Here is a 20,800-nt window from a genome sequence, read left to right as displayed (position 1 = left end):
CCACATTCATCCCCCAGTTTTACGGGGTAAAATAGAGATCCTACTCGCTTGCACATCAAGTCCTCGCTCTACAGCTTCTGTAATCATTTTTTTCACCGTGAGATTCTCGGCGCCTTTGGCGACAACGATGACGCCTCTGATTTTCGGTTTAATGTATTTGAGCACAAGCGGTTTCTGGTCACCAGACACTTGATAGACAACCACTTCACCACTCCGCGTTACCTGGGATATATTCCGTGTAGCTCCACCATTGTCGCGTTCTGTTGTCATTTGCTGATTGTCATTATAATTTTTGTCGACTGTCATTTCTTCCGTGGACTCAATTGTAACGAGCACTTCAACATCGCCTACGCCAACAATTTTCTGCAAAATCTCCTTCAACTGCGTTTGATAGGCCGCTTCATAATCGTGAAAGGTAGAATTTTCTTTGGATGTACTGTTGAGAAATGTTTCTTTGCTGGGTTGCGGAGAGGCTCTGCCCGCATTGATGGGATCAACATCTTTTACAGTCATAAATGCATTCATAATCATCAGCGCAGCTCCCAAGAGTCCAATCATAACGACCCACAAGAGCGTGTTCTTGCGTTTGGGTCCTCCCGGACCTCCGCCGAATTTGTGCTCCATCCATTGCAGCAATGTTCCCATCGATTCACCTCGCAATCCTTCCATTCCGTTGTTTCATTTGGATATCAATCTGTGCAGGCTCCACGATCCAATCACGCACGATTTTTTGCTTGAGATGGTCAACCTCTTGCTCTATTCGTGACGATAACTTAGGCAGAGCAGCTGCTTCTTTGTCACTGGGGTTACTTCCCTGCAGCTTCGTTGTTGGTTCGATCCGTATCGGATCAATTGGCTTGACTGGTTCCATGACAGCTATGCTTTTAGTGGTTGACGTTGATCGTACCTGTTTCGTCGCTTCTATATCATCAAGGGTTACCCTGACTTTCGTTATAGCGGGTTTCCCGTTATTGTCGATTTGCGCCAGCACCTGAACGTCTTGAATGATCAGCTCTGTTTGCTTCTGTAAATCCTCTTTCATCAGCTCAGCCAGCTGTGTTTGAATCATTTGCTGTGATTGCTTTTGTCCTGCTTCTTGAAGCTTTTGAGCATCCTTCGTAATCACATCGAGCGATTTCATAAATGGATTTCCACTACCGCTGCTTGCAAGCATTGTTTTTTCGGTTTGCCGCTGCTCCGCTTGACCGATTAATTGATCGATGTCCCAATCCTTCTGAAACAATTGAAGTACCGGAGATAACAAAGTAAGCAGGATGAATAAACTCATAACCGTTTTGACATATCGCTGCATGGTATTACTGGGAAGTAGTAGATCAACAAATGTAGCCAACATAATGACCATGATGACGCTTTTTAGCCATCCCGCTAACCAATCCATAGCTGCCTCCTTTCACCGCATCATCACGGAGACATTACTGATCGCAATCATGATCGTTAGAGCTAGAAAGAACATTAAGCTGACGGCTGCCAGTGCCGCAAACACATAAACTAAGCTCTTACCTATCGTTTGCAAGCAAGCAATAATCGGACTATCTCCCAAGGGCTGCATGATCGCTGCGGATAAGTTATAGATGAAAGCTAGCGTTAAAATTTTGATAGCCGGAAACGCACACAACAAGATTAGAATGACAACCCCAACGAGTCCGATAGCATTTTTCACAAGCAGCGATGCCCCAATCACTGTCTCTGTTGCATCCGAGAATAAGCGTCCCACAACGGGGACAAAGTTTCCGGTAATGTACTTTGCCGTTCGAATCGCAACCCCATCTCTAACCGCTCCCGCAGTCCCTTGAATCGATATAACGCCGAGAAAAACAGTGACGAATACTCCCAGCAAACTTAAACTTATTGTGCGCAGCAGGTTCGCTAACTGGGTGACTTTGTATTTCTCGCTTAGGGAGCTTACGATGTGCAGGACAGCTGAAAAGAACAATAGAGGGAATATAAACACATATATCGCTGTGCCAACTGAATGGATCATGAACACAATCAGTGGATGTAAAATCGCCACAGAAGTGACATTGCCCATTGATGCCAAAAGAGTTAACAGCAAAGGTACAATGGCAATCATGAATTGAATCATGGATGAAATAGCCGTTTTAGCGTAACCGATTGCTACGCTGAAGCTGTTGATTGCTATAATAATTAGAACCATATAGGCAATTGAATAACCAAGCTTGCTGACCGTATTTCTTTCAAAGGAGCTTTGCAGCGTTTCGAGAATCATACTGAAAATCGTCAGGATAACGATCGAAGCAAGCAGCTTTCCATTAATGATGATTTCGTGGAACACATAGCTAAGCAACCCTTTGAAAATGCTCTTCATGCTAATGCCCTTGGTCCCAAGAAGCAATTCCATGAAGGTTGGCGTCTTACTTTCAGGGAAGTAACCGCCGTAATCCTTCATGAGCTTATCCCAGTATTGTTCAACAGGTTCCGTATTCAGATGGTTGGCCTGCTCCTTGATAATGACATCCGCAGGCGATTCGGCGGCCATATTGCCCGTCAATCCAAGCCACAAGCCCATTGTCATTATGAACAAAATGATCCAGCGGTTGTTCAGCTTCTGGTGCGAATAAAGTAGATTCATAAATGTCACTCCTCATGGATCATCTAAGCAGGGAGCAGTTTAACGACGGTCTCTATGATGACTGTAATGATTGGAATAGCCATCACCATAATGAGCACTTTCCCGGAAAGCTCGATCTTGGAGGCAATGGATTCTTGACCGGCATCTCGCACGATTTGAGCACCGAATTCAGCGATGTAAGCAACACCAATGATTTTCAGAATCGTTTTGAGAAAAACCATATTGATGCTTGACCTTTGAGCTAAATCCTCGAGCACCTGGATGACAGAAGAAATTTTACCGATGAGGAACAAGAAAATCATAATGCCCGTAAATGCTGCCAACAAGAAAGCGAACATTGGCTTCTGCTCTTTGATGATGAGCGTTAATATCGTAACGATGAGTCCTAAACCTACGATCTGGATGATTTCCATCAGGCCCACCTCATTGGAATAGGAAGATCGTTTTGATTTCTTTAAATAAATGATCGAGCATACTGACGACCATAAAGAGCACGACCACGAAGCCAATGACCGTGACCCAGTGTGCCATATCCTCTTTGCCCATCTGCTTGAGCACCGAATGGATCATCGCGATGATGATACCGATGCCGGCGATCTGGAAAATGGCATTCACATCTACGTTCATTCCAGGCACCTCACTCTGTTGACAAGGAACTCACTTGTACGGCCAAGTATCCCTTGCTACCATTAATACATCAATATCACGATCAATGCTCCGATTAAGACACCGAGGCTTTTCCACATTTTCTCGTAGCGCCGCTGTTCTTCCCTAGACTCGGTTTCTTCTGTTTGAAGTTGGCTAATCGCGAGCCGTAAATGCTTGATTTGATCACTTCGATCTGTGAGTCCAAGAACGGCTCCTAGCTGCAGCACCACTTCTTGTTCCGCTTGCTTCATCGAAGTTCTTGTCCATACATCATTGACACTCCATTGCCAAATCTCACGGGTGGATTTACCGTCACTCTTCAATAAACGCTCTGAAGTTATTCGAAATAAGGAAGAAAGCGGTTCTGCAACCTGCTTGCTGAGTGAGGCGAATGCTTCAGGCAGCGGTGTGAGTGCGTACATGATTTCCGTCTCCATTCTCCCTAATGCACTGATAAGACCACGGATTTGCTTGGGACGTCTTATATAGTGCGCAGCCTTTAGGAAGCCAAACAATGTGGCAGCACCGATAATAAGAACCCCTCCGACAAATTTCAGCATCTAACATCATCCTTTACGCACAGGATAGAGTTCCAAGGGCTTGCCCTGACAATCTAAGATACGATAGGAAGCTTGTGCACCTTTTCTTCTATGCAGGATGACATACCTCGTGAATACACCCTCTTCCAACAGCTGTTTCAGAACCGGCCTCCTGCGTACATCCTCATAATCAGCACCATGCGCAGTGGCTACGACGCGAATCCCCGTGTGAACAGCTTCATGGATGGCGTCCGCATCTTCTGGACGCCCAATCTCATCCACAATCAGGACATCTGGCGATAACGACCGAATCATCATCATCATGCCTTCCGCCTTCGGACAACCATCCATAACGTCAGTTCGTGGCCCCAGATCGAATCTGGGCACCCCTTTGACACATGCAGCCAGTTCTGATCGTTCATCCACCACTCCCACTTTCTTACCAGCCGTCGAAACGTTATTCGTCCCCCACTCTCCCCGGCTAATCAATCTAGCCAAATCGCGGATCAGCGTTGTCTTCCCATGCTGCGGAGGTGAAATGATGAGCGTATGATGGATGCTTCTCAGTATAGGATCGAATAGCTGTGGCAACACCTCTCGGCCGACCCCTTGGATCTCGCGGGCAATCCTTATGTTGAAAGAACTCACATCACGTATTTGCTTGACATGTCCCTGATCCAAAACGGTTCGCCCTGCTAGTCCTACTCGATGGCCGCCAGCAATCGTTATATAGCCTCTACGCAGCTCTTCCTCGAAGGTATACAAGGAATGATTCGTGAGCATCTCTAGTAACGTTAGACAGTCCTGCCGTGTCGGCTTATATGCCTTCGTTTCCTGAGTCAACATCTCCCCCCGTTCACCCACAAAGGTATAACGGTCCCCCCAGCTAATCTCAAGGGGCCGTGACTCTCTCACCCTGATTTCTTCAACACTAGCTTGTACGTCCGGCGGTAGTCCGGCTAAGAGAAATCGGAAAGTTTGAGGCAGCAAGTGCGTAATCGAATCAAGCATAGGGAGACATCCCTCCAAGTTGTCCAGTCTTCTATACTCATTTCTATGCTTAATAGAAAGAAATATGACCGATTACTTTTTTAAAATACCAATAAAGAGGCAGCTTACTCCCGCAATCACCCACAGCATTTTGCCATATGATAGTTTCTCTGCTATTCCTACTAATCCAATCGTCGTTGTTGCTAGTAATACTAGAGGACCTACTAGAGCCAGCCCTGAGTTCACCAGCAGCGCCTTCTCCACCGTCGCCAGCCTCAGCATCAAGATCGCTGCGATAATTTCGATACTCCCCGACATCATCCTCAGCGAAGCCATCGTTAGGACAATTTTGTTCATTTCTTTCTACTCCTCCTCGTAAAAATGTTTGAGCTTTATGTGTCGTCGAATATTTAATGGAGCGGATTTATAAAAGGCCGGAAGAGCGACTTTTGTAAAGCTGTTCCTACCAACTCAATCCAATAAAAGGAACAGCTTTACAATGGAGTCCTGGAGGTTTTTATAAATTCGCGGAGTGACCGTTTATTCGACAGAACGCATAAGGTAGGGTCAAAGCTTTTTACCCTACCTTATGCAAGCTCGTCTGATTTTAGGCATGCTGGGCACCTCCATTTGTGAAGATGCATATGCTGAACACAGAATTGAACCTTCAAAGGACAGTGAGGAGAATTACAGATGGAAGTGACCTCTCATTTGAAATGGAACCCCGTTCTAGCCGATCCCACAGGACAAAGGCAGGCTAAACCAAGAACGCTGGGTAAAACGATGGTGATGGATAAAGGATTAGGCTTGAACGCTTTTCAAGATCTGCTCAGCACGTCAAGCAGCCATCTGGATATGATCAAGATTGGCTTCGGTACCTCGCCGCTTTATCCGTTACACGTACTTAAAAGTAAGATTAACTCAGCAAAAGAAAACGGCATATGCATTTACCCGGGTGGTACCTTTCTGGAGGTTGCCATCAGACAGAATGCAGTAAGCTCTTTTTTTGACATGCTTATCGCACTTGGTTTTAATGGTGTTGAAATTTCCGACGGGACGATTGAGATGGAGCGCAGACTTCGAAACGAGCTTATTGCCAGAGGATTGGAGGAGGGTTTCGAGGTCATTACCGAATATGGCAAGAAAGGCTGGGGATCCTCCATTGAGTTGGAGGAATTAATTGAAACGGTCTTGATCGACACGGAAATCGGGGCAAAAATGGTTACCATTGAAGCCCGGGAGTCAGGCATGGGCGTCGGTATTTTTGATCATAACGGGAAATGTAAAGACGACGAATTGCAAAGAGTGCTTTCCGCAATTCCCGGACAGCAGCTCTTATGGGAAGCACCGCTCAAAAGTCAGCAGGTGCATTTAATTAACATGCTAGGCCCCAACATCCACTTGGGCAATATTCCACCGGATGAGTTGATTGCGTTGGAAGCATTACGGAGAGGACTCCGTTCCGATACGTTGTCTTTGGGTACCAGAAAGGATTAAAAGATGCATATCGAGGTTGTCGCCAACATCGGCGAAGCTAGAAGTGACGAATTTCTTCATAAAACCGTCATTGTCGTTGATGTTTTACGTGCAACTAGCACGATCATCACCGCACTGGTTAACGGTTGCAAAGCCATTGTTCCTGTGGAAACAGTTCTGAAAGCCAAAGAGTTATTTCGTGAGGGTGATTTGCTTGGAGGCGAGCGTTTTTGTAAAAAGATTCCTGGTTTCGATTTCGGTAATTCGCCACTGGAATACACTAAAGCAGCCGTCCAAGGCAAGCGAATTATTCTCACAACCACGAATGGAACAAGAGGCATTCAGAAAGCGATGAAAGCTGATCACGTGCTAGCGGGAGCCCTATTAAATAGTAAGGCCTGTGCGAAGGCCGCGGTCGATTTCAAAAGGGACACCGTTATTTTATGTGCAGGAACCCAAGATGTTTTCTCAATGGAAGACGGGCTTTGCGCAGGTCTTATCCTTGAGGAATTATCCATTCTGCTCGGTGACAAAAATATGGCAGTTAATGATTTCGGCATGGCTGTTCGAGGATGTTATCTGCAATCGAAGGATACGTTATATGAAACAATATTAACCTGCAGTAATGGAAAGAAAATGAATAAGTCTGGTTCCCAGGCTGATTTGGTTTTGTGCGCAAAAACGAATACCACAGATCATGTTCCCATCTTGCAACGAGATCAGATGGTACTGCTTCACCACGGATAGACTCGCCTGCGTTCTAAATACATGCCCTTCTCATAAACTAAGATTGAAGTATGAGGACAAGGGGTTTTGATTATGAATGGCAATTTGCTCTTAGTTATTCTCATTATTATTGGACTCATTGGCCGATCACCCATTATTACGACTGCGGCTTGCATTTTACTTGCGATTAAACTTATTGGTTTAGATCGTTATTTCCCCACGATGGAGCGCAGAGGATTGGAACTTGGATTGCTGTTCTTGACGATTGGGGTCCTGGTCCCCTTTGCCAGCGAGCGCATCTCTATGAAGGATATCCTATCGGTATTCACCACTTGGCCGGGTATCATCGCACTACTTGGCGGAGCTATTGCTACTTATATGAATGGAAAAGGGTTGGAACTGCTAAAAATAGACCCACAATTAATTGTGGGTCTTGTGATTGGTTCCATATTTGGCATTATATTTATGCGCGGCATTCCGGTTGGCCCCTTAATGGCAGCCGGAATAACGGCTTTTTTATTAAAACTAGCTTATTTTATTTCGGATAAAATCGGTTAAGATTTCGATTATCTGCGATCTTCTGGTCCACCAACAAACGCTTGCTCCGTAGTGTCCAAGCCGTACGCTGTATGCAGAGCACGGATAACTTCGGTTAGGTTCGTGTTATCAACGACACACGACATTTTAATCTCGGATGTACTAACTAACGAAATTGAGATACCAAGATCAGAAATCACTTTGAACATCGTTGCAGCAACGCCTGGTGTACTTACCATGCCAGCGCCAACAATGGACACTTTCACAAGGTTCACTTGAGAAGTCACTTCACGATATCCGATGTCACCGCGAATTTGTTCAATGACGGTCAACGCTTTTTCACGATCTGCAAGGGTCGTTGTGAAAGAGAAATCAGCCGAACCGCCGATCACACCGCTTTGTACGATGATGTCGACATCAATTTGCTCTTCGGCAAGCGCAATAAACACTTTCGCCAGCTGTCCCGGTTTCTCAGGTACACCCAGAATACTAATTCTTGCCACATTCTTATCATAAGCGATGCCTCGAACGACGATTCCTTGCTCCATCACTGCTTCCTCCTTCACGTTGGTACCTTCATTGTAAGTAAAGCTGGAACGTACCACTAAGGTAACGTTATAATTTTTGGCATATTCTACAGCTCTTGGATGAAGAACAGCAGCCCCTAAATTAGCAAGCTCCAACATCTCATCATAGGAAATCTCATTTAGCTTTCTCGCAACCTTCACGATGCGCGGATCTGTCGAGTAAATCCCATCTACATCGGTATAAATCTCACATAAATCTGCTTTAATAGCAGCAGCAAGCGCAACAGCCGTTGTATCCGACCCGCCGCGGCCTAGTGTGGTAATCTCACCCGCTTCGGTCATCCCTTGGAAGCCGGCTACAATGACGACATTGCCTTGTTCTAGAGCCTTCAGAACACGATGTGGCTGAATATCCGTAATTCTTGCCTTACCATGAACCGGTTCCGTATAAATACCACTTTGCCAACCGGTATAAGAAACCGCCTGCTCACCCAAGTTATGTATCGCCATCGATAAGAGAGCTACCGATACTTGCTCTCCTGTCGTTAACAGCATATCCATTTCACGAGCCGGAGGGGCTCCATCGTAAATTTGCTTAGACAGGTCGATCAAATCATCCGTTGTATCTCCCATCGCCGAAACGACAACAACGCAGCTATGTCCTGCTTGTTTTCGCTCAACGATTCTTTTTGCAACACGCTTCATTCGCTCTGCATCACCGACAGAGCTTCCGCCAAATTTCATCACTATAAGAGACAAAGCTGACCCACTCCCAACGCATTCTAGTGCATAACAATTCAATATTATAGCATAAAATGTGACCCTGTGGTAAGAAATGCACGCTACATACAAAAAAACTCCCTGACTCGAGTGAGTCAGAGAGGCTTGTCCCATTAAGACTGGGCACGGGAGATGTATCTGCCATCTTCGGTATCAACCGTAAGAACGTCGCCTTCATTAATGAAAAGTGGAACCTGAACCATAAGTCCTGTCTCTACTTTTGCACCTTTAAGAGCGCCTTGCGCTGTGTTGCCTTTAATACCAGGCTCTGTTTCAATAACTTTCAAATCAACGCTTTTCGGTAGGTTGATTCCTAGAATTTCGCCTTGATAGCTCAAAATTTTGATATTCATATTTTCTTTGAGGAAGTTCAATTCCCATTTCAACTGTTCATGAGAAAGCGCGAACTGATCATACGTTTCTGTATCCATGAACGTATACTCGTCACCGCTTGCGTACAGGTACTGCATTTCACGGTTATCGATGTGTGCGCGGCCAACGTTCTCGCCAGCACGGAATGTACGTTCAACGGTATTCCCGTTACGTAGGTTTTTAAGCTTGGAGCGCACGAATGCTGCGCCTTTACCTGGTTTAACGTGTTGGAAATCTAGAACAGTAAAAATATCATGCTCAACTGTAATCGTAAGACCTGTTTTGAAATCGTTAACTGATATCACTTGTGAATCCCTCCGCTAGTCAATAATAAGAAAATCTTTGGTAGAATGTGTAAGTATTTTAATGCCGGTGTCAGTAATTACTGCGTCATCCTCAATTCGAACTCCACCAAAGTTGGGGAGATAAATGCCGGGTTCAACTGTAACCACCATACCTGGTGTTAAAATCATTTCCTCGGTTTTCGACAAGCGTGGATTTTCATGAACCTCCATGCCTAAACCATGTCCGGTACCGTGACCGAAGTAATCGCCATAGCCATGCTTTACAATAACATCACGTGCAAAAGCATCGCCCTCTCTGCCAGTGATTCCTGGTTTGAGATTGGCTAAACAGTTTAATTGGGCTTCCAGTACAATGTCATAAATTTCTTTATGTTTGTCTGTCGGCTTACCTAGCATAACTGTTCTAGTGATATCTGAGCAATACCCTTTATAATACGCTCCAAAATCCAATTTGACAAATTCGTTTATTTGGAGCACGCGATCACTTGCTTTGCCATGGGGAAGCGCAGAACGTTCTCCAGAGGCTACAATCGAATCAAACGATGTAGAAGTCCCCCCATTTTTGCGGATAAACATCTCGATCTCAAGGGCAATATCCTTCTCCTGAACACCTGGCTTGATGAAAGAAAGAATGTGGGAGAAAGTTTGATCAGCTAGATCGGCGGCTTCTTGCATAATCTGTAATTCCGCCTCATCTTTAATCATTCGAATTAACTCAACAACGCGTGATGTAGGCACCAATTCGATACCCGCTAATCCTTCTTGGTAATTTAGGAAATCACCATAGGATACATCCACTTGCTCGAAGCCAAGCTTCGTGATCCCTTGTTGCTGTAAGAGTTCCTTCACTGTTTCGATTGCTTTAGCTTTATGCTCAACAACTTCAAATAGCTTAGCTTGCTGAGGAGCTTGCGTCATATAACGAAAATCAGTTAACAATAAGGCACGGTCTAATGTTATAAGGACATAGCCAGAAGAACCAGTGAAACCAGATACATATGTACGATTGTAAGGGTTCGTGATGAGTATTGCCGTTAAATCTTGCTGTTGCATAACTTTGCGAAGACGTTCAATACGTTTCTCCTGCATGAGATCACCAATCTTTCACATATGGGGTAATAATGCTCTTAAACCAAGTTCATAGCTTTGTGCACCGAATCCACAGATTTGACCGATAACGACAGGCGCTGTAACCGAATGATGACGAAACTCTTCGCGCTTATGTATATTCGAAATGTGAACTTCTACAGTTGGCAATTGAACCGTGGAAAGTGCATCGCGAATAGCATAACTATAATGCGTGAATGCTCCTGGGTTGATCACAATACCATTCTTTGTACCAAACGCTTCATGAATTTTATCAATAATATCGCCTTCATGATTCGATTGAAAACTTTCAAGCTCGATCGACAGCGCCTCAGCTAATTCATTCAAACCTTGAATAATCGTTGAAAGCGAAACCGTTCCGTACACGCCAGGTTCACGTACGCCGAGCATATTTAAGTTCGGACCATTAATGACTAGAACCTTTTTCAACAGGAAATCACTCCCAAGCATTTTTCATCGAAAAATGGGCTCTACAAGCCTATTTAACCTTGATATTTTACCATAACTTTCATGTCTTGTGTATAGGTCGTATTGTTCTTACATCCGTGTATTCAATAGAAATGGAATAACCTATAAACATTCCCCACAGTAGGAACAAACAAAAATCACTAAGAACGGTATCTAGATCCAGATCATGAATCCAATAGGTCATCCCTGATAATGGGCCTATGAGTAAATATATCGCTGCCCACCATAGAGCACCATACCCTAGCCCCCACCATGGCCCCTGAAGCTTCCACATCGTGACCATATAGATAAACGCAGCAACGATTGAAAATAAAGTGAAGAAACCCCATCCAATGAGCGTTCCCTGCCAAGTATGCAGAAAATCATGTTTGAAAAAAGGCTCTACAAGAAAACCGATTACAATCTTGGTAAATTTTAAATAGTACTCAACAATCTTGATTGCACCCCATATGAATCCAGCGAAAAAACCGATGTAAAGGGCAAATAACCAACGATTTGTAAGGAGTTTTTCTTCCTTATTATCACCTGTCATCCATTGTCTTCCTTTCTCTGCAGATGTTACTTGTCTTTCCTTAGGTAAGAATAGTATGTTCTACCGCTATCGGTAGCATTCAATCTACGAATCCGTTACAATAAGAAAGTACAAATAACCGAATTTGAGAAAGATAAGAAGGTGGATCTTGTGGCAGAACAAAACAGTATATACGGAGGACAAGCCGTCATTGAAGGCGTCATGTTCGCAGGAAAAAATGTGCATGTAACCGCTGTGCGCAAAAAAGATGGTTCCCTTGATTACTTAGAAGTACCGAAGAAAGTGATCCCTTGGGTCCAAACACTCAAGAAAATTCCGTTTATACGCGGTATTGTGGGAATCATAGAATCAAGCGCTAAAGGCGCACAGCATTTGAATTTCTCGGCTGAATCCTTCGCTGAACAAGAAGGCGAGGATGATAACAGTGCCAAGAAAGAAGAAAAACCAGGCTTCTTTTCTAATATTTCGATGATTCTTGGCGTAGCTGTTGTGGGTGTGATTTCATTTTTATTTGGGAAATTCGTATTCACGCTGGTTCCAGCTGTCATCGAACAGTTTTTGTTTCAAAATGTATTTAGCAATCAATTTCTTCATAATCTTATAGAAGGTGTTATTAAGATTATTTTACTTGTCGGATATATTTATTTCATATCTTTGACACCCATGATCCGCAGATTGTTTCAATATCATGGTGCTGAGCACAAGGTCATTAGTGCTTATGAGGCAGGCGTAGAACTTACGGTAAGTAATGTACAGAAATTCAACACGCTTCATTATCGTTGTGGCAGCAGTTTCATCGTTTTCACCGTATTGATCGGGGTCGTCATTTACTCGTTTCTTCACTATGACGGATATGTTGAACGCATCGTGCAGCGTTTAATATTGCTGCCTGTTGTGATTGGTGTTTCTTACGAGGTATTACGATTCACTAATTCGCTTCGTGAGGTTCCTGTCCTTCGTTACTTAGGCTATCCAGGACTATGGCTTCAATTGCTTACTACCAAGGAACCTGAAGACAGTCAAGTTGAGGTGTCGATTGCTTCTTTCAACCGCATGCGTGAAGCAGAACAACGGATTTTGGAGGGACGGGCATGAGAAGAAAATTTTCCCCGATCGAGATCGCCATTGCGATTTTGATTGCGATTGGTTTGCTGGTAAGTTTGCGAACTTTATTCATTCCTATTCTCGTGTTAGGGATTATTTTTTTTCTATACAAATTCCCACCTTCTCGTTGGAGAAAGAATTCGACTGGTCGGGGGCCTGCCAAAGGGAAAAGGAAAAACGCCAAGTTCCGTGTTATTAACGGAAGTAAAGATTCCGATTCAGACGATTTACCGAAATATCATTAATACCACTAAGTGTTATTGACGTCGCAAAACTAACTTATCGTAATTCTGTTCATATGTTTCAGCGGACCAATTATTGAAGTAATCAGTGGAAGCTTGAAAGCCTGAGTCGTATAAAGACATACTGAGTTCTTTCGATATGTTAAACTGCGTATTTCCTACACCTAAAGTAGGGATTTTGACCGTACGGAACCGATTCTTTTGCTCAATGTAGCGCTCATCATGTGCGCTTAGCATCGTACCAAATAACGCTTCCAACATGGTTATCGGTCCTTTAATTTTATGTGTGGGCATGTCGCTTTTACCGACTAATTGGAAACCAATAACAGGGATGATATCCTCACGATCCGTTTCCTGGTCGAATACCCAAAGTGGATAGTTGCTTAACAAGCCACCATCAACAATATAATAAAATTGCTCTGCGAATGGCGCTGCCTTTGCAGAGCTTTTTATTTTGCGCCGAATCATGACAGGATCGAAGAAATAAGGAATACTCGTGCTCATCCGAACGGCTTTGGCGATAGAAAATTTGCGTGGATCTATCCCATATTGCGCGATATCATTAGGTAGTATCAACAGCTTACCTTGCGTAATATCGGATGCAATAACGCGCAGCTGATTATGTCTCAAGTCACCGAATGTACGGATTCCTTTGGCTGCTAATTGTTGATTTACCCAATCCTCCAACGCTGCTCCGGAGTACAAGCCTTTTTTGATGAACAGCCGCGCGGCCGGACCAATAATTTTCGTATTAAAAATAGGTGAGCGCTGCATAAACGACCTGAAAGGTGATCTCAGGATCATTTCCCTCATGTCTTCTCCTGTATAACCTGCGGCCAGAAGAGCCGCTACGATGGACCCTGAGCTTGTACCTGCGACATCATTGAAGACATGCCCTTGCTTCATCGCCGCGCTTACTCCACCAGCTAGTGCAATCCCCTTTACGCCCCCGCCTTCAAACACTCCGTTGATCTTCAAATCGACACCCCTCCTAGTATATCGACTATAGGGCTTCCATTGTTATGTATGCGGTGGCAGTATGTTTATATACCCAAAAAAAAGACAGAGCCTCGCAAATAGCGGTCTCTGCCTAGCTTTCAGCCTCTAAATCTTTACGAACATTCATTAGATCATCCATCCGATTCGGTTCTCTTCGAAAATATTCTAATAACGTTTCAATACAAGTAATGGAATCCCAGCTTAAATGATGCTCAATTCCTTCTACATCCTTATATATATTGTCCTCTTGGACACCAATAGTCGTTAAGAAATTTTCTAGAAGTTGGTGACGCTCCACTAAACGCTTCCCCATTTTCTTCCCTTTGGGAGTTAACATGAGTCCGCGATATTTTTCATAGATCAAGTAATTATCTTTATCCAGTTTTTGAATCATTTTAGTTACAGAAGAGGGGTGCACCTCAAGCCCTTCAGCAATGTCGGAGACACGAGCGTAACCTTTCTCGTCAATAAGCTTGTATATTCTCTCCAAATAGTCTTCCATACTTGGCGTTGCCATTGCTTTATTTCCCCCTGCTTTTCCTTTATTTCCACATACTGCTTAACTATCATAATGCATCAACCCAGATGCGGTCAAATATCCCATGGTTCAAGTAAACACACTAAGGGAATTTATCACAGAGCAAATCTTTGATAAATTCCCGCATGCGAAGATTGAATATTTCACGTGATTAAAACTTTAACCAATCGGGGGTTATGGAGTTTAACCAAAGCGTGATTTGCGTCATTTTGCCTGTGTAGAGCAGAACCGCAATGACGATCATCAAGCCCCCTCCTATTTTCATAATCAGGTTTGAATAGCGCAGTATCCATTTCGTAGATCCAATAAAAAAAGATAATATAAAAAATGGAATCGCAAAGCCAAGCGAATAGGCGGTCGTTAATTGAAACCATGTACCAGGCTCCGTTGTAGCAAGCGCAAGGATGGCGGACAGAATCGGTCCAACACAAGGGGACCACCCTGCTGCAAACCCCATTCCAACAAGTACAGAACCTATATAGCCGGCAGGACGAAATTTGATTTGCAATTTACGTTCCTTCATTAACCATTGAGGCTGGAAAATGCCAAGCAGGAACAATCCCATGATGAAAATTAATAAAGCTGCTATTTGTCGAAGCAAATCACGATAATCGATGAAAAAATTGCCTAGGAAGCCAGCTGTTAAGCCTAACGCATAAAAAATGATCGAAAACCCAACGATAAAACTTAACGTATGCAGCATCGTTTGACGCCGAACTGCCGAGGAAGATTCCCCTGATTTCAATTCACTAACTGAAATTCCCGTTATGTAGGAAAGATAAGAAGGATATAAGGGCAAACAACAAGGTGATATGAAGGAAGCAATTCCCGCCCATAAAGCAATCCACAAATTAACAGAATCCATATTAAATCCTCAATCCTCTTTTCAAAATGATCCCGATCAGAATCGATATGAGAGTGAGTACAACCGTTCCACCCGGAGCGAGATCCCATACACCCGCAATGACAAGTCCAATGACAACAGCAATTTCAGAAAATAGTATCGCTAAAAAGACGGAGTGTTTAAAGCTCCGAGCGATCAATAAACTGCACGCTACCGGTATGGTTAATAACGAGGAAACTAGCAGTGCACCAACAATTTTGATAGCGACTGATATCACAAGAGCTGTTAGCATTGTAATCATCATATTATAATATTTAAGCGGAAGTCCACTTACACTCGCTGCATCTTCATCAAAGAACATAAGGAAGAACTCTTTGAAATGGGCCGCGATTACGGCAATTACGAGCACACAAACACCAAAAACAACCCATAAATCGGTTGAATCCAATGTGTAAATACTGCCGAACAAATAACTCATGACGTTCATATTAAAGCCTTTGCCAATAGTAAAAAGGAGAGTCGCCAGTGCAACCCCGCCTGACATAATAATGGCTATGGAAAGCTCAGCGTAGGTCTTGTAGGCTTTGCGCAAACGTTCAATGGCAAACGATGCAAGCAAAGCGAACACGAGGCCAACACCCAAAGGATACACGTTAATGAGAAATCCAAGAGCAACACCTGCAATTGAAACATGCGCAAGTGTATCCCCAATCATGGACAACCGTCGAAGGACAAGAAAAACGCCCATTAAAGGCGCTGTAAGCCCAATCAGAATGCCACCAATTAATGCACGTTGAAAAAAGTATTCCGTAAATATGTCCAAAATGCCCGCTCCTAATATAGGGATCTTTGTTCGGAGAACAAAGTCTCTCCTCTTTATTGAACTCCGATCATCTCACGAATCTGGCCGATTGAGTGTGTCAAGTTCGTCTCACGGCAATCCTCCGGATCATGGGTATGCTTTACATAAAACTTAATGCCGCCACTAACCTTTTGCGGCTCTGTACCTAGATATGACTGCATCATGTCCATATCATGGGATACCATGATGAAGGTCATATGATGATGCTGGTGCATATGGCGGATCATTCGAAAAAATCCGACCTGCGTTTCAGCATCGATGCCAACCGTCGGCTCATCGAGTATGAGCAGCTCAGGGTTATTTACGATAGCGCGTGCAAGGAAAGCACGCTGCTGCTGTCCCCCCGACAGCTGACCGATACGACGGTCAGCTAAATCCTCGATGCGCATTGCAAGCATCGCGTCTTCAGCCTTTTGAATGTCGGCTTTGGTCAACCGGCGATAGACCCTCTTCTTGCTATACATACCAGATAAAACAATTTCCCTGACTGTCGCTGGGAATAAGGGGTTGAACGCATTTTTTTGAGGAACATAACCGATACGTTCCCAATCTTTGAATTGGCTCAGTGGGCTTTCAAACAGCCTGATCTCCCCTTCTGTTGGTTTCAACAGACCGACAAGCATTTTAAGCAGCGTGGTTTTCCCAGCGCCATTGGAACCAATGACACCCACAAAATCACGTTCAAGAACATCGAAATGAAGCTTATCTATCACTTTCTTATTATCATAGGAGAATGAAAGCTTATCAATAGATACTATGCTCCGATGGCAAAAGTTTTTACTGTTATTCTCCATCTTTTTACTCCTGACTCATTAAGAATAGAATTACGCTTACCTTATTGTAAGGCAATTACTAGGTTTTTCAAATTTTCGTCCATGATCGAGATATAATCTTTGCCTGCCTTCATCTGTTCATCCGTTAATCCCTCTATCGGGTTAAGTACCATTGTATCCACTTTAGCATCTTTAGCTAACGTTTTGGCTAGTTTATCTGATACCAGTTCTTCAAAGAAAATATATTTCAAACCATGTTCTTTCAAAAACTCATTCATTTTTTTCAAATCCTGAGCAGTCGGCTCAGCATCCGGTGATAATCCCATTATGGACATTTGTGTCAAACCATAATCCCTACATAAATAAGCGAAAGCGTGATGGGAAACCGCAATTTCTTTCTTCGATGTAAGAGCAATTTCTTTTTTATATCGCGCATCCAAATCGGTCAATTTCGCTGCATATTCCGTATAATTTTGCTCAAAAACATCCTTATGAGCAGGATCCGCTTCAATCAATGCCATTTTAATATTATTAGCCATTTTCACAGCGTTTAACGGGCTTAACCAAGCATGAGGGTCATATTCCTCTTTATTTTCCGTCGTTTTTATTAAATCTGCCCCTTTACTAGCCTCAACTACCTTTAAAGTCGAGTCTGCCGACAAACTACCGAGGAAGTCCTGTACCCAACCTTCAAATCCTGCTCCTTGATACACAAAAACCTGGGCTTGGGTCATATTTTTGATGTCTCTGCTCTTAGGCGACCAATCATGCGGTTCTACGCCAGCTGGGACCAAATTGATTGCATTCACATACTCCCCGCCAATGTTGCGGGTAAATTCATAAAGGGGATAAAAACTGGTCACTACATTGACTTTGCCTTGAACCATCTTAGCTTTCGAACTTGCAGTACTTCCACAACCAGCCATGACAACCGTTAAAATAGCCAATAAGACTATGTAAAGAACTCTCTTATTTCTTACCATCATAATCAACCCACCCATTTTCTAAATCGTAATAATTTTTATTAACGAATTGATTATACGAGTCCCCTTAATTGAAGTCAATACATCGAAGCGTAAAAAACAAAAAAGCCAGCTGCCGAATCACAGCATGGCCCCATCTGTTGCAAGTTAATGGTTCGTGATGGTTATTTCGATTGACCTCCACCCGATTCATCACCTTTCTTGCCACCTGAATCCTTTTTACTTGTATCCCCACTTTCCTTAGAATCAGATGGTTTATCACTTTCCTCTTTTAACTTCTTATAACGTTCTTCTGACTGTTTAATAAGCTTTTTATCCTGTTCAATCTTATATTGAAGAATCTCATTGTACATCTCGTATTGCTTTTTCAACTCTTGATTAATAATACTTTCTTTCCCTTTTGTACTCTGTGTTTTAGATTTCGATTGATCCTTTTTGGCATCCTCCTTCTTCTTACCCGAGTCGCCACCGAAAATCGAACAAGCCGATATAAGAATAACCATTCCTGTTATACTCATTAATTTCACAAGAAACCGAACACTCATATGCCTCACTCCGTGGTTAGTTTCCTTTATCATGCCCCACTCACATTAAAAACACCCATCCAACTCAAACACCCCATCCCGGAAAAATAAGGGATAGGGTGTTTATTCGATTGGTTCCGATTATTTCACAATGGCTCCATTCGGCATCGAATCAGGGACAGTAGCAAGAGTCAGTTGGTCGCCATGTGAAGCGGCGAGAATCATTCCTTGTGACAGCTCGCCGCGCAGCTTGACGGGCTTTAAATTCGTGACGCAAATCACTTTGCGTCCAGCAAGCTCTTCGGGCGAGTAAAACTTCGCGATGCCCGAGACAACCTGGCGCTGCTCGTATCCGAGGTCGAGCTGCAGCTTGAGAAGCTTATCGGCGCCTTTCACAGGCTCCGCCGATAACACCTGTGCTACGCGCAGCTCCACCTTGGCGAAATCGTCAATTGCGATTTCATCCTTTGCCTCTGGCGCGGGCACTGTACTGGCAGCAGCCGCAGGTGCTGCCGCTGTCGATTCGTCGGCGCTAGCTGCAGCGCCGCCTCCCATAGCCTCGACGATGTAGGCGATTTCTGCCTCCACGTCCAGTCGAGGGAACATAGGCTCTCCCTTCTGCACCTTTGTGCCAGCAGGGAGATGCCCGAAGGTTTGCACGCTCTCCCACGCCGTCAAACGTGGCAGGTCTTCGTCAGCTAAGCCTAGCTGCTGCCAAATCAGTTCCGGCGTCTTGGTCAAAAACGGACGCAGCAGCACGGATGAAATGCGCTGGGATTCTGCCAGCACATACATCACGGAGCCAAGAATCTCTCTCTTGGCCTCATCCTTCACCATCGACCACGGCTGCGTCTCGTCGATATATTTATTCGTACGGCTGATAAGCTGCCACACAGCTGAAAGCGCAATGGAAAATTCCATCTTTTCCATAGCTTCCTCGTACTTCGCTACCGTAGAACGAACAGTCTCCAAGAGACTTTCGTCAAATTCTGTAGCCCCCGCAACATAAGCGGGAATCTTGCCTGCAAAGTACTTATCGATCATCACGATCGTACGATTCAATAGATTCCCGAGATCATTGGCGAGATCATGATTGACTCGCTCAACAAAACTTTCTGGCGTAAATGTTCCATCCGCCCCAAAAGGCACTTCGCGCATGAGATAGTAACGCAGCGCATCTAATCCATAACGGTCGATCAACGTAACCGGATCGACAACATTCCCTTTGGACTTCGACATTTTGCCGTCCTTCATGAGCAGCCAGCCGTGCGCAAACACCTTTTTCGGCAAAGGTAAATCAAGAGCCATCAACATAATTGGCCAATAAATCGTGTGGAATCGAACAATCTCCTTACTCATTAAATGAACATCAGCAGGCCAATATTTCTTGAAGTTACTTTCATCTTCAGAACCATAGCCAAGCGCGGTAATGTAGTTGGATAGCGCATCGATCCAGACATAAATGACATGTTTCGGATCCCCAGGAACTTTGATTCCCCAGTCAAAAGTCGTTCTGGATACAGCCAAATCCTCAAGACCTGGTTTAATGAAGTTATTCAACATTTCATTTTTACGAGATTCTGGGTGGATGAAATCTGGGTTATCCTCATAATACTGCACTAAGCGATCGGCGTATTTGCTCATCCGGAAGAAATAAGTTTGCTCCTTCATTTTCTCCACAGGTCGCCCACAATCTGGACATTTCCCATCTACCAGCTTGCTTTCCGGGAAAAAAGATTCATCGGGAATACAGTACCAACCCTCATACTCACCTAAATAAATATCCCCTTGATCCAGTAATCTTTGAAAAATCTTACCAACGGCAGCTTTATGACGATCTTCAGTCGTTCGTATAAAATCATCATATGAAATATCCAGCTTCGCCCAAAGCTCTTTGATTCCTGAAACAATATGATCAACAAATTGCTGAGGCGTCGTCCCTTTCTCTTGGGCCTTGCGCTCGATCTTCTGACCATGCTCATCCGTACCAGTTAAATACCTAACATCAAAGCCGCGCAGTCGCTTGTAGCGGGCCATAGCGTCACCGGCTACAGTAGAATAAGCGTGACCAATATGCAGCTTATCACTCGGGTAATAAATTGGTGTTGTAATGTAAAATGTTTTCGATTGCGTTGACATCATTCGTTCCTCCTAGCAATTAGTAGAAAACACAAAAAACCCTCATCCATCTTGGGACGAGAGCTGAACTCACGCGGTACCACCCAGGTTTCCCCGCCTTTCACAAGCTCGGGGCTCAGTAAGTCGATTACGACTTGCCCATTAACGCTGGGACACGAGGCCAGCTTACTCCCA

At 44.0% G+C, this 20,800-nt stretch carries 26 protein-coding genes; 5 read left to right on the top strand and 21 right to left on the bottom strand.

Features of this window, described 5'->3' with window-relative positions:
- Nucleotides 1-6 precede the first annotated feature (6 nt).
- From spoIIIAG to QFZ77_RS18095, 8 genes are all read right to left on the bottom strand, one after another.
- On the bottom strand, nucleotides 7-645 hold the full coding sequence (gene spoIIIAG, locus QFZ77_RS18130) for a stage III sporulation protein AG (protein ID WP_057307059.1): 639 nt from the start codon (nucleotides 643-645) through the stop codon (nucleotides 7-9).
- Nucleotides 646-649: 4 nt separating this feature from the next.
- Nucleotides 650-1,399: a stage III sporulation protein AF gene (spoIIIAF, locus tag QFZ77_RS18125; protein ID WP_307441596.1), complete on the bottom strand. Its 750-nt coding sequence runs from the start codon at nucleotides 1,397-1,399 to the stop codon at nucleotides 650-652.
- 12 nt (nucleotides 1,400-1,411) lie between these two features.
- Nucleotides 1,412-2,611, bottom strand: coding sequence for a stage III sporulation protein AE (spoIIIAE, locus tag QFZ77_RS18120; RefSeq protein ID WP_307441595.1), 1,200 nt, complete (start codon nucleotides 2,609-2,611; stop codon nucleotides 1,412-1,414).
- Between the two features lie 23 nt (nucleotides 2,612-2,634).
- Nucleotides 2,635-3,024: a stage III sporulation protein AD gene (gene spoIIIAD, locus QFZ77_RS18115; RefSeq protein ID WP_307441594.1), complete on the bottom strand. Its 390-nt coding sequence runs from the start codon at nucleotides 3,022-3,024 to the stop codon at nucleotides 2,635-2,637.
- 10 nt (nucleotides 3,025-3,034) lie between these two features.
- Nucleotides 3,035-3,238, bottom strand: a complete 204-nt coding sequence (spoIIIAC, locus tag QFZ77_RS18110) for a stage III sporulation protein AC (RefSeq protein WP_029197158.1) — start codon at nucleotides 3,236-3,238, stop codon at nucleotides 3,035-3,037.
- A 62-nt stretch (nucleotides 3,239-3,300) separates the two neighbouring features.
- Nucleotides 3,301-3,819, bottom strand: coding sequence for a stage III sporulation protein SpoIIIAB (spoIIIAB, locus tag QFZ77_RS18105; RefSeq protein ID WP_171692456.1), 519 nt, complete (start codon nucleotides 3,817-3,819; stop codon nucleotides 3,301-3,303).
- A gap of 6 nt (nucleotides 3,820-3,825) precedes the next feature.
- A complete protein-coding gene (gene spoIIIAA / locus QFZ77_RS18100) occupies nucleotides 3,826-4,809 on the bottom strand; it encodes a stage III sporulation protein AA (RefSeq protein WP_307441591.1) in 984 nt (327 codons plus the stop codon).
- Between the two features lie 72 nt (nucleotides 4,810-4,881).
- Complete coding sequence (locus QFZ77_RS18095) at nucleotides 4,882-5,145, bottom strand: YqhV family protein (protein WP_079409538.1); 264 nt, start codon at nucleotides 5,143-5,145, stop codon at nucleotides 4,882-4,884.
- A gap of 336 nt (nucleotides 5,146-5,481) precedes the next feature.
- On the opposite strand from QFZ77_RS18095, the gene comA reads away from it, so the two are divergent.
- The 3 genes from comA (at nucleotide 5,482) to QFZ77_RS18080 (ending at nucleotide 7,548) form a co-directional block, all read left to right on the top strand.
- Nucleotides 5,482-6,285 (top strand): phosphosulfolactate synthase, encoded by an 804-nt coding sequence (gene comA, locus QFZ77_RS18090; protein WP_307441587.1) that lies wholly within the window; start codon nucleotides 5,482-5,484, stop codon nucleotides 6,283-6,285.
- Between the two features lie 3 nt (nucleotides 6,286-6,288).
- Complete coding sequence (locus tag QFZ77_RS18085) at nucleotides 6,289-7,011, top strand: 2-phosphosulfolactate phosphatase (protein WP_307441586.1); 723 nt, start codon at nucleotides 6,289-6,291, stop codon at nucleotides 7,009-7,011.
- A 72-nt stretch (nucleotides 7,012-7,083) separates the two neighbouring features.
- Nucleotides 7,084-7,548 (top strand): DUF441 domain-containing protein, encoded by a 465-nt coding sequence (locus QFZ77_RS18080; RefSeq protein WP_307441584.1) that lies wholly within the window; start codon nucleotides 7,084-7,086, stop codon nucleotides 7,546-7,548.
- Nucleotides 7,549-7,556: 8 nt separating this feature from the next.
- Here QFZ77_RS18080 and QFZ77_RS18075 read toward each other — a convergent pair whose 3' ends face one another.
- The 5 genes from QFZ77_RS18075 to QFZ77_RS18055 form a co-directional block, all read right to left on the bottom strand.
- A complete protein-coding gene (locus tag QFZ77_RS18075; protein ID WP_307441583.1) occupies nucleotides 7,557-8,813 on the bottom strand; it encodes an aspartate kinase in 1,257 nt (418 codons plus the stop codon).
- A 134-nt stretch (nucleotides 8,814-8,947) separates the two neighbouring features.
- Complete coding sequence (efp, locus tag QFZ77_RS18070) at nucleotides 8,948-9,511, bottom strand: elongation factor P (protein ID WP_307441582.1); 564 nt, start codon at nucleotides 9,509-9,511, stop codon at nucleotides 8,948-8,950.
- Nucleotides 9,512-9,526: 15 nt separating this feature from the next.
- Nucleotides 9,527-10,600, bottom strand: coding sequence for a M24 family metallopeptidase (locus QFZ77_RS18065; RefSeq protein ID WP_307441581.1), 1,074 nt, complete (start codon nucleotides 10,598-10,600; stop codon nucleotides 9,527-9,529).
- Between the two features lie 15 nt (nucleotides 10,601-10,615).
- Nucleotides 10,616-11,047: a type II 3-dehydroquinate dehydratase gene (gene aroQ / locus QFZ77_RS18060; protein ID WP_307441580.1), complete on the bottom strand. Its 432-nt coding sequence runs from the start codon at nucleotides 11,045-11,047 to the stop codon at nucleotides 10,616-10,618.
- Nucleotides 11,048-11,126: 79 nt separating this feature from the next.
- Nucleotides 11,127-11,618: a YqhR family membrane protein gene (locus QFZ77_RS18055; protein ID WP_307441577.1), complete on the bottom strand. Its 492-nt coding sequence runs from the start codon at nucleotides 11,616-11,618 to the stop codon at nucleotides 11,127-11,129.
- Nucleotides 11,619-11,819: 201 nt separating this feature from the next.
- Between QFZ77_RS18055 and QFZ77_RS18050 the strand changes: the two genes are divergently transcribed.
- Nucleotides 11,820-12,713 carry a DUF1385 domain-containing protein gene (locus QFZ77_RS18050; protein ID WP_307449619.1) on the top strand — a complete coding sequence of 298 codons (894 nt, stop codon included), beginning with the start codon at nucleotides 11,820-11,822 and terminating at the stop codon, nucleotides 12,711-12,713.
- Entirely contained in the window at nucleotides 12,710-12,967 is a 258-nt protein-coding gene (locus QFZ77_RS18045) for a hypothetical protein (RefSeq protein WP_307441576.1), read from the top strand. The genes QFZ77_RS18050 and QFZ77_RS18045 overlap by 4 nt, the downstream gene beginning before the upstream one ends.
- A 12-nt stretch (nucleotides 12,968-12,979) precedes the next feature.
- On the opposite strand, the gene QFZ77_RS18040 is transcribed toward QFZ77_RS18045, so the two are convergent.
- From QFZ77_RS18040 to metG, 8 genes are all read right to left on the bottom strand, one after another.
- Nucleotides 12,980-13,942, bottom strand: a complete 963-nt coding sequence (locus QFZ77_RS18040; protein WP_307441574.1) for a patatin-like phospholipase family protein — start codon at nucleotides 13,940-13,942, stop codon at nucleotides 12,980-12,982.
- Between the two features lie 112 nt (nucleotides 13,943-14,054).
- On the bottom strand, nucleotides 14,055-14,480 hold the full coding sequence (gene mntR / locus QFZ77_RS18035; RefSeq protein ID WP_047673922.1) for a transcriptional regulator MntR: 426 nt from the start codon (nucleotides 14,478-14,480) through the stop codon (nucleotides 14,055-14,057).
- Nucleotides 14,481-14,652: 172 nt separating this feature from the next.
- Complete coding sequence (locus QFZ77_RS18030; RefSeq protein WP_307441571.1) at nucleotides 14,653-15,366, bottom strand: cytochrome c biogenesis CcdA family protein; 714 nt, start codon at nucleotides 15,364-15,366, stop codon at nucleotides 14,653-14,655.
- Nucleotide 15,367: 1 nt separating this feature from the next.
- On the bottom strand, nucleotides 15,368-16,168 hold the full coding sequence (locus QFZ77_RS18025; protein WP_307441569.1) for a metal ABC transporter permease: 801 nt from the start codon (nucleotides 16,166-16,168) through the stop codon (nucleotides 15,368-15,370).
- 53 nt (nucleotides 16,169-16,221) lie between these two features.
- Nucleotides 16,222-17,001, bottom strand: coding sequence for a metal ABC transporter ATP-binding protein (locus QFZ77_RS18020; protein ID WP_307441567.1), 780 nt, complete (start codon nucleotides 16,999-17,001; stop codon nucleotides 16,222-16,224).
- Nucleotides 17,002-17,042: 41 nt separating this feature from the next.
- A complete protein-coding gene (locus tag QFZ77_RS18015) occupies nucleotides 17,043-17,966 on the bottom strand; it encodes a metal ABC transporter substrate-binding protein (protein WP_307441566.1) in 924 nt (307 codons plus the stop codon).
- A gap of 161 nt (nucleotides 17,967-18,127) precedes the next feature.
- Nucleotides 18,128-18,508 (bottom strand): hypothetical protein, encoded by a 381-nt coding sequence (locus QFZ77_RS18010; protein ID WP_307441564.1) that lies wholly within the window; start codon nucleotides 18,506-18,508, stop codon nucleotides 18,128-18,130.
- A 120-nt stretch (nucleotides 18,509-18,628) separates the two neighbouring features.
- A complete protein-coding gene (gene metG / locus QFZ77_RS18005; protein WP_307449615.1) occupies nucleotides 18,629-20,626 on the bottom strand; it encodes a methionine--tRNA ligase in 1,998 nt (665 codons plus the stop codon).
- Between the last annotated feature and the right edge of the window lie 174 nt (nucleotides 20,627-20,800).

Origin of the sequence: Paenibacillus sp. V4I3 (genome assembly GCF_030817215.1) — a bacterium.
In the GTDB taxonomy this organism is placed as follows: Bacteria; Bacillota; Bacilli; order Paenibacillales; family NBRC-103111; genus Paenibacillus_E.
The sequence above is the reverse complement of the archived record's forward strand: the minus strand, read 5'-3'. Positions and strand labels throughout refer to the sequence as shown.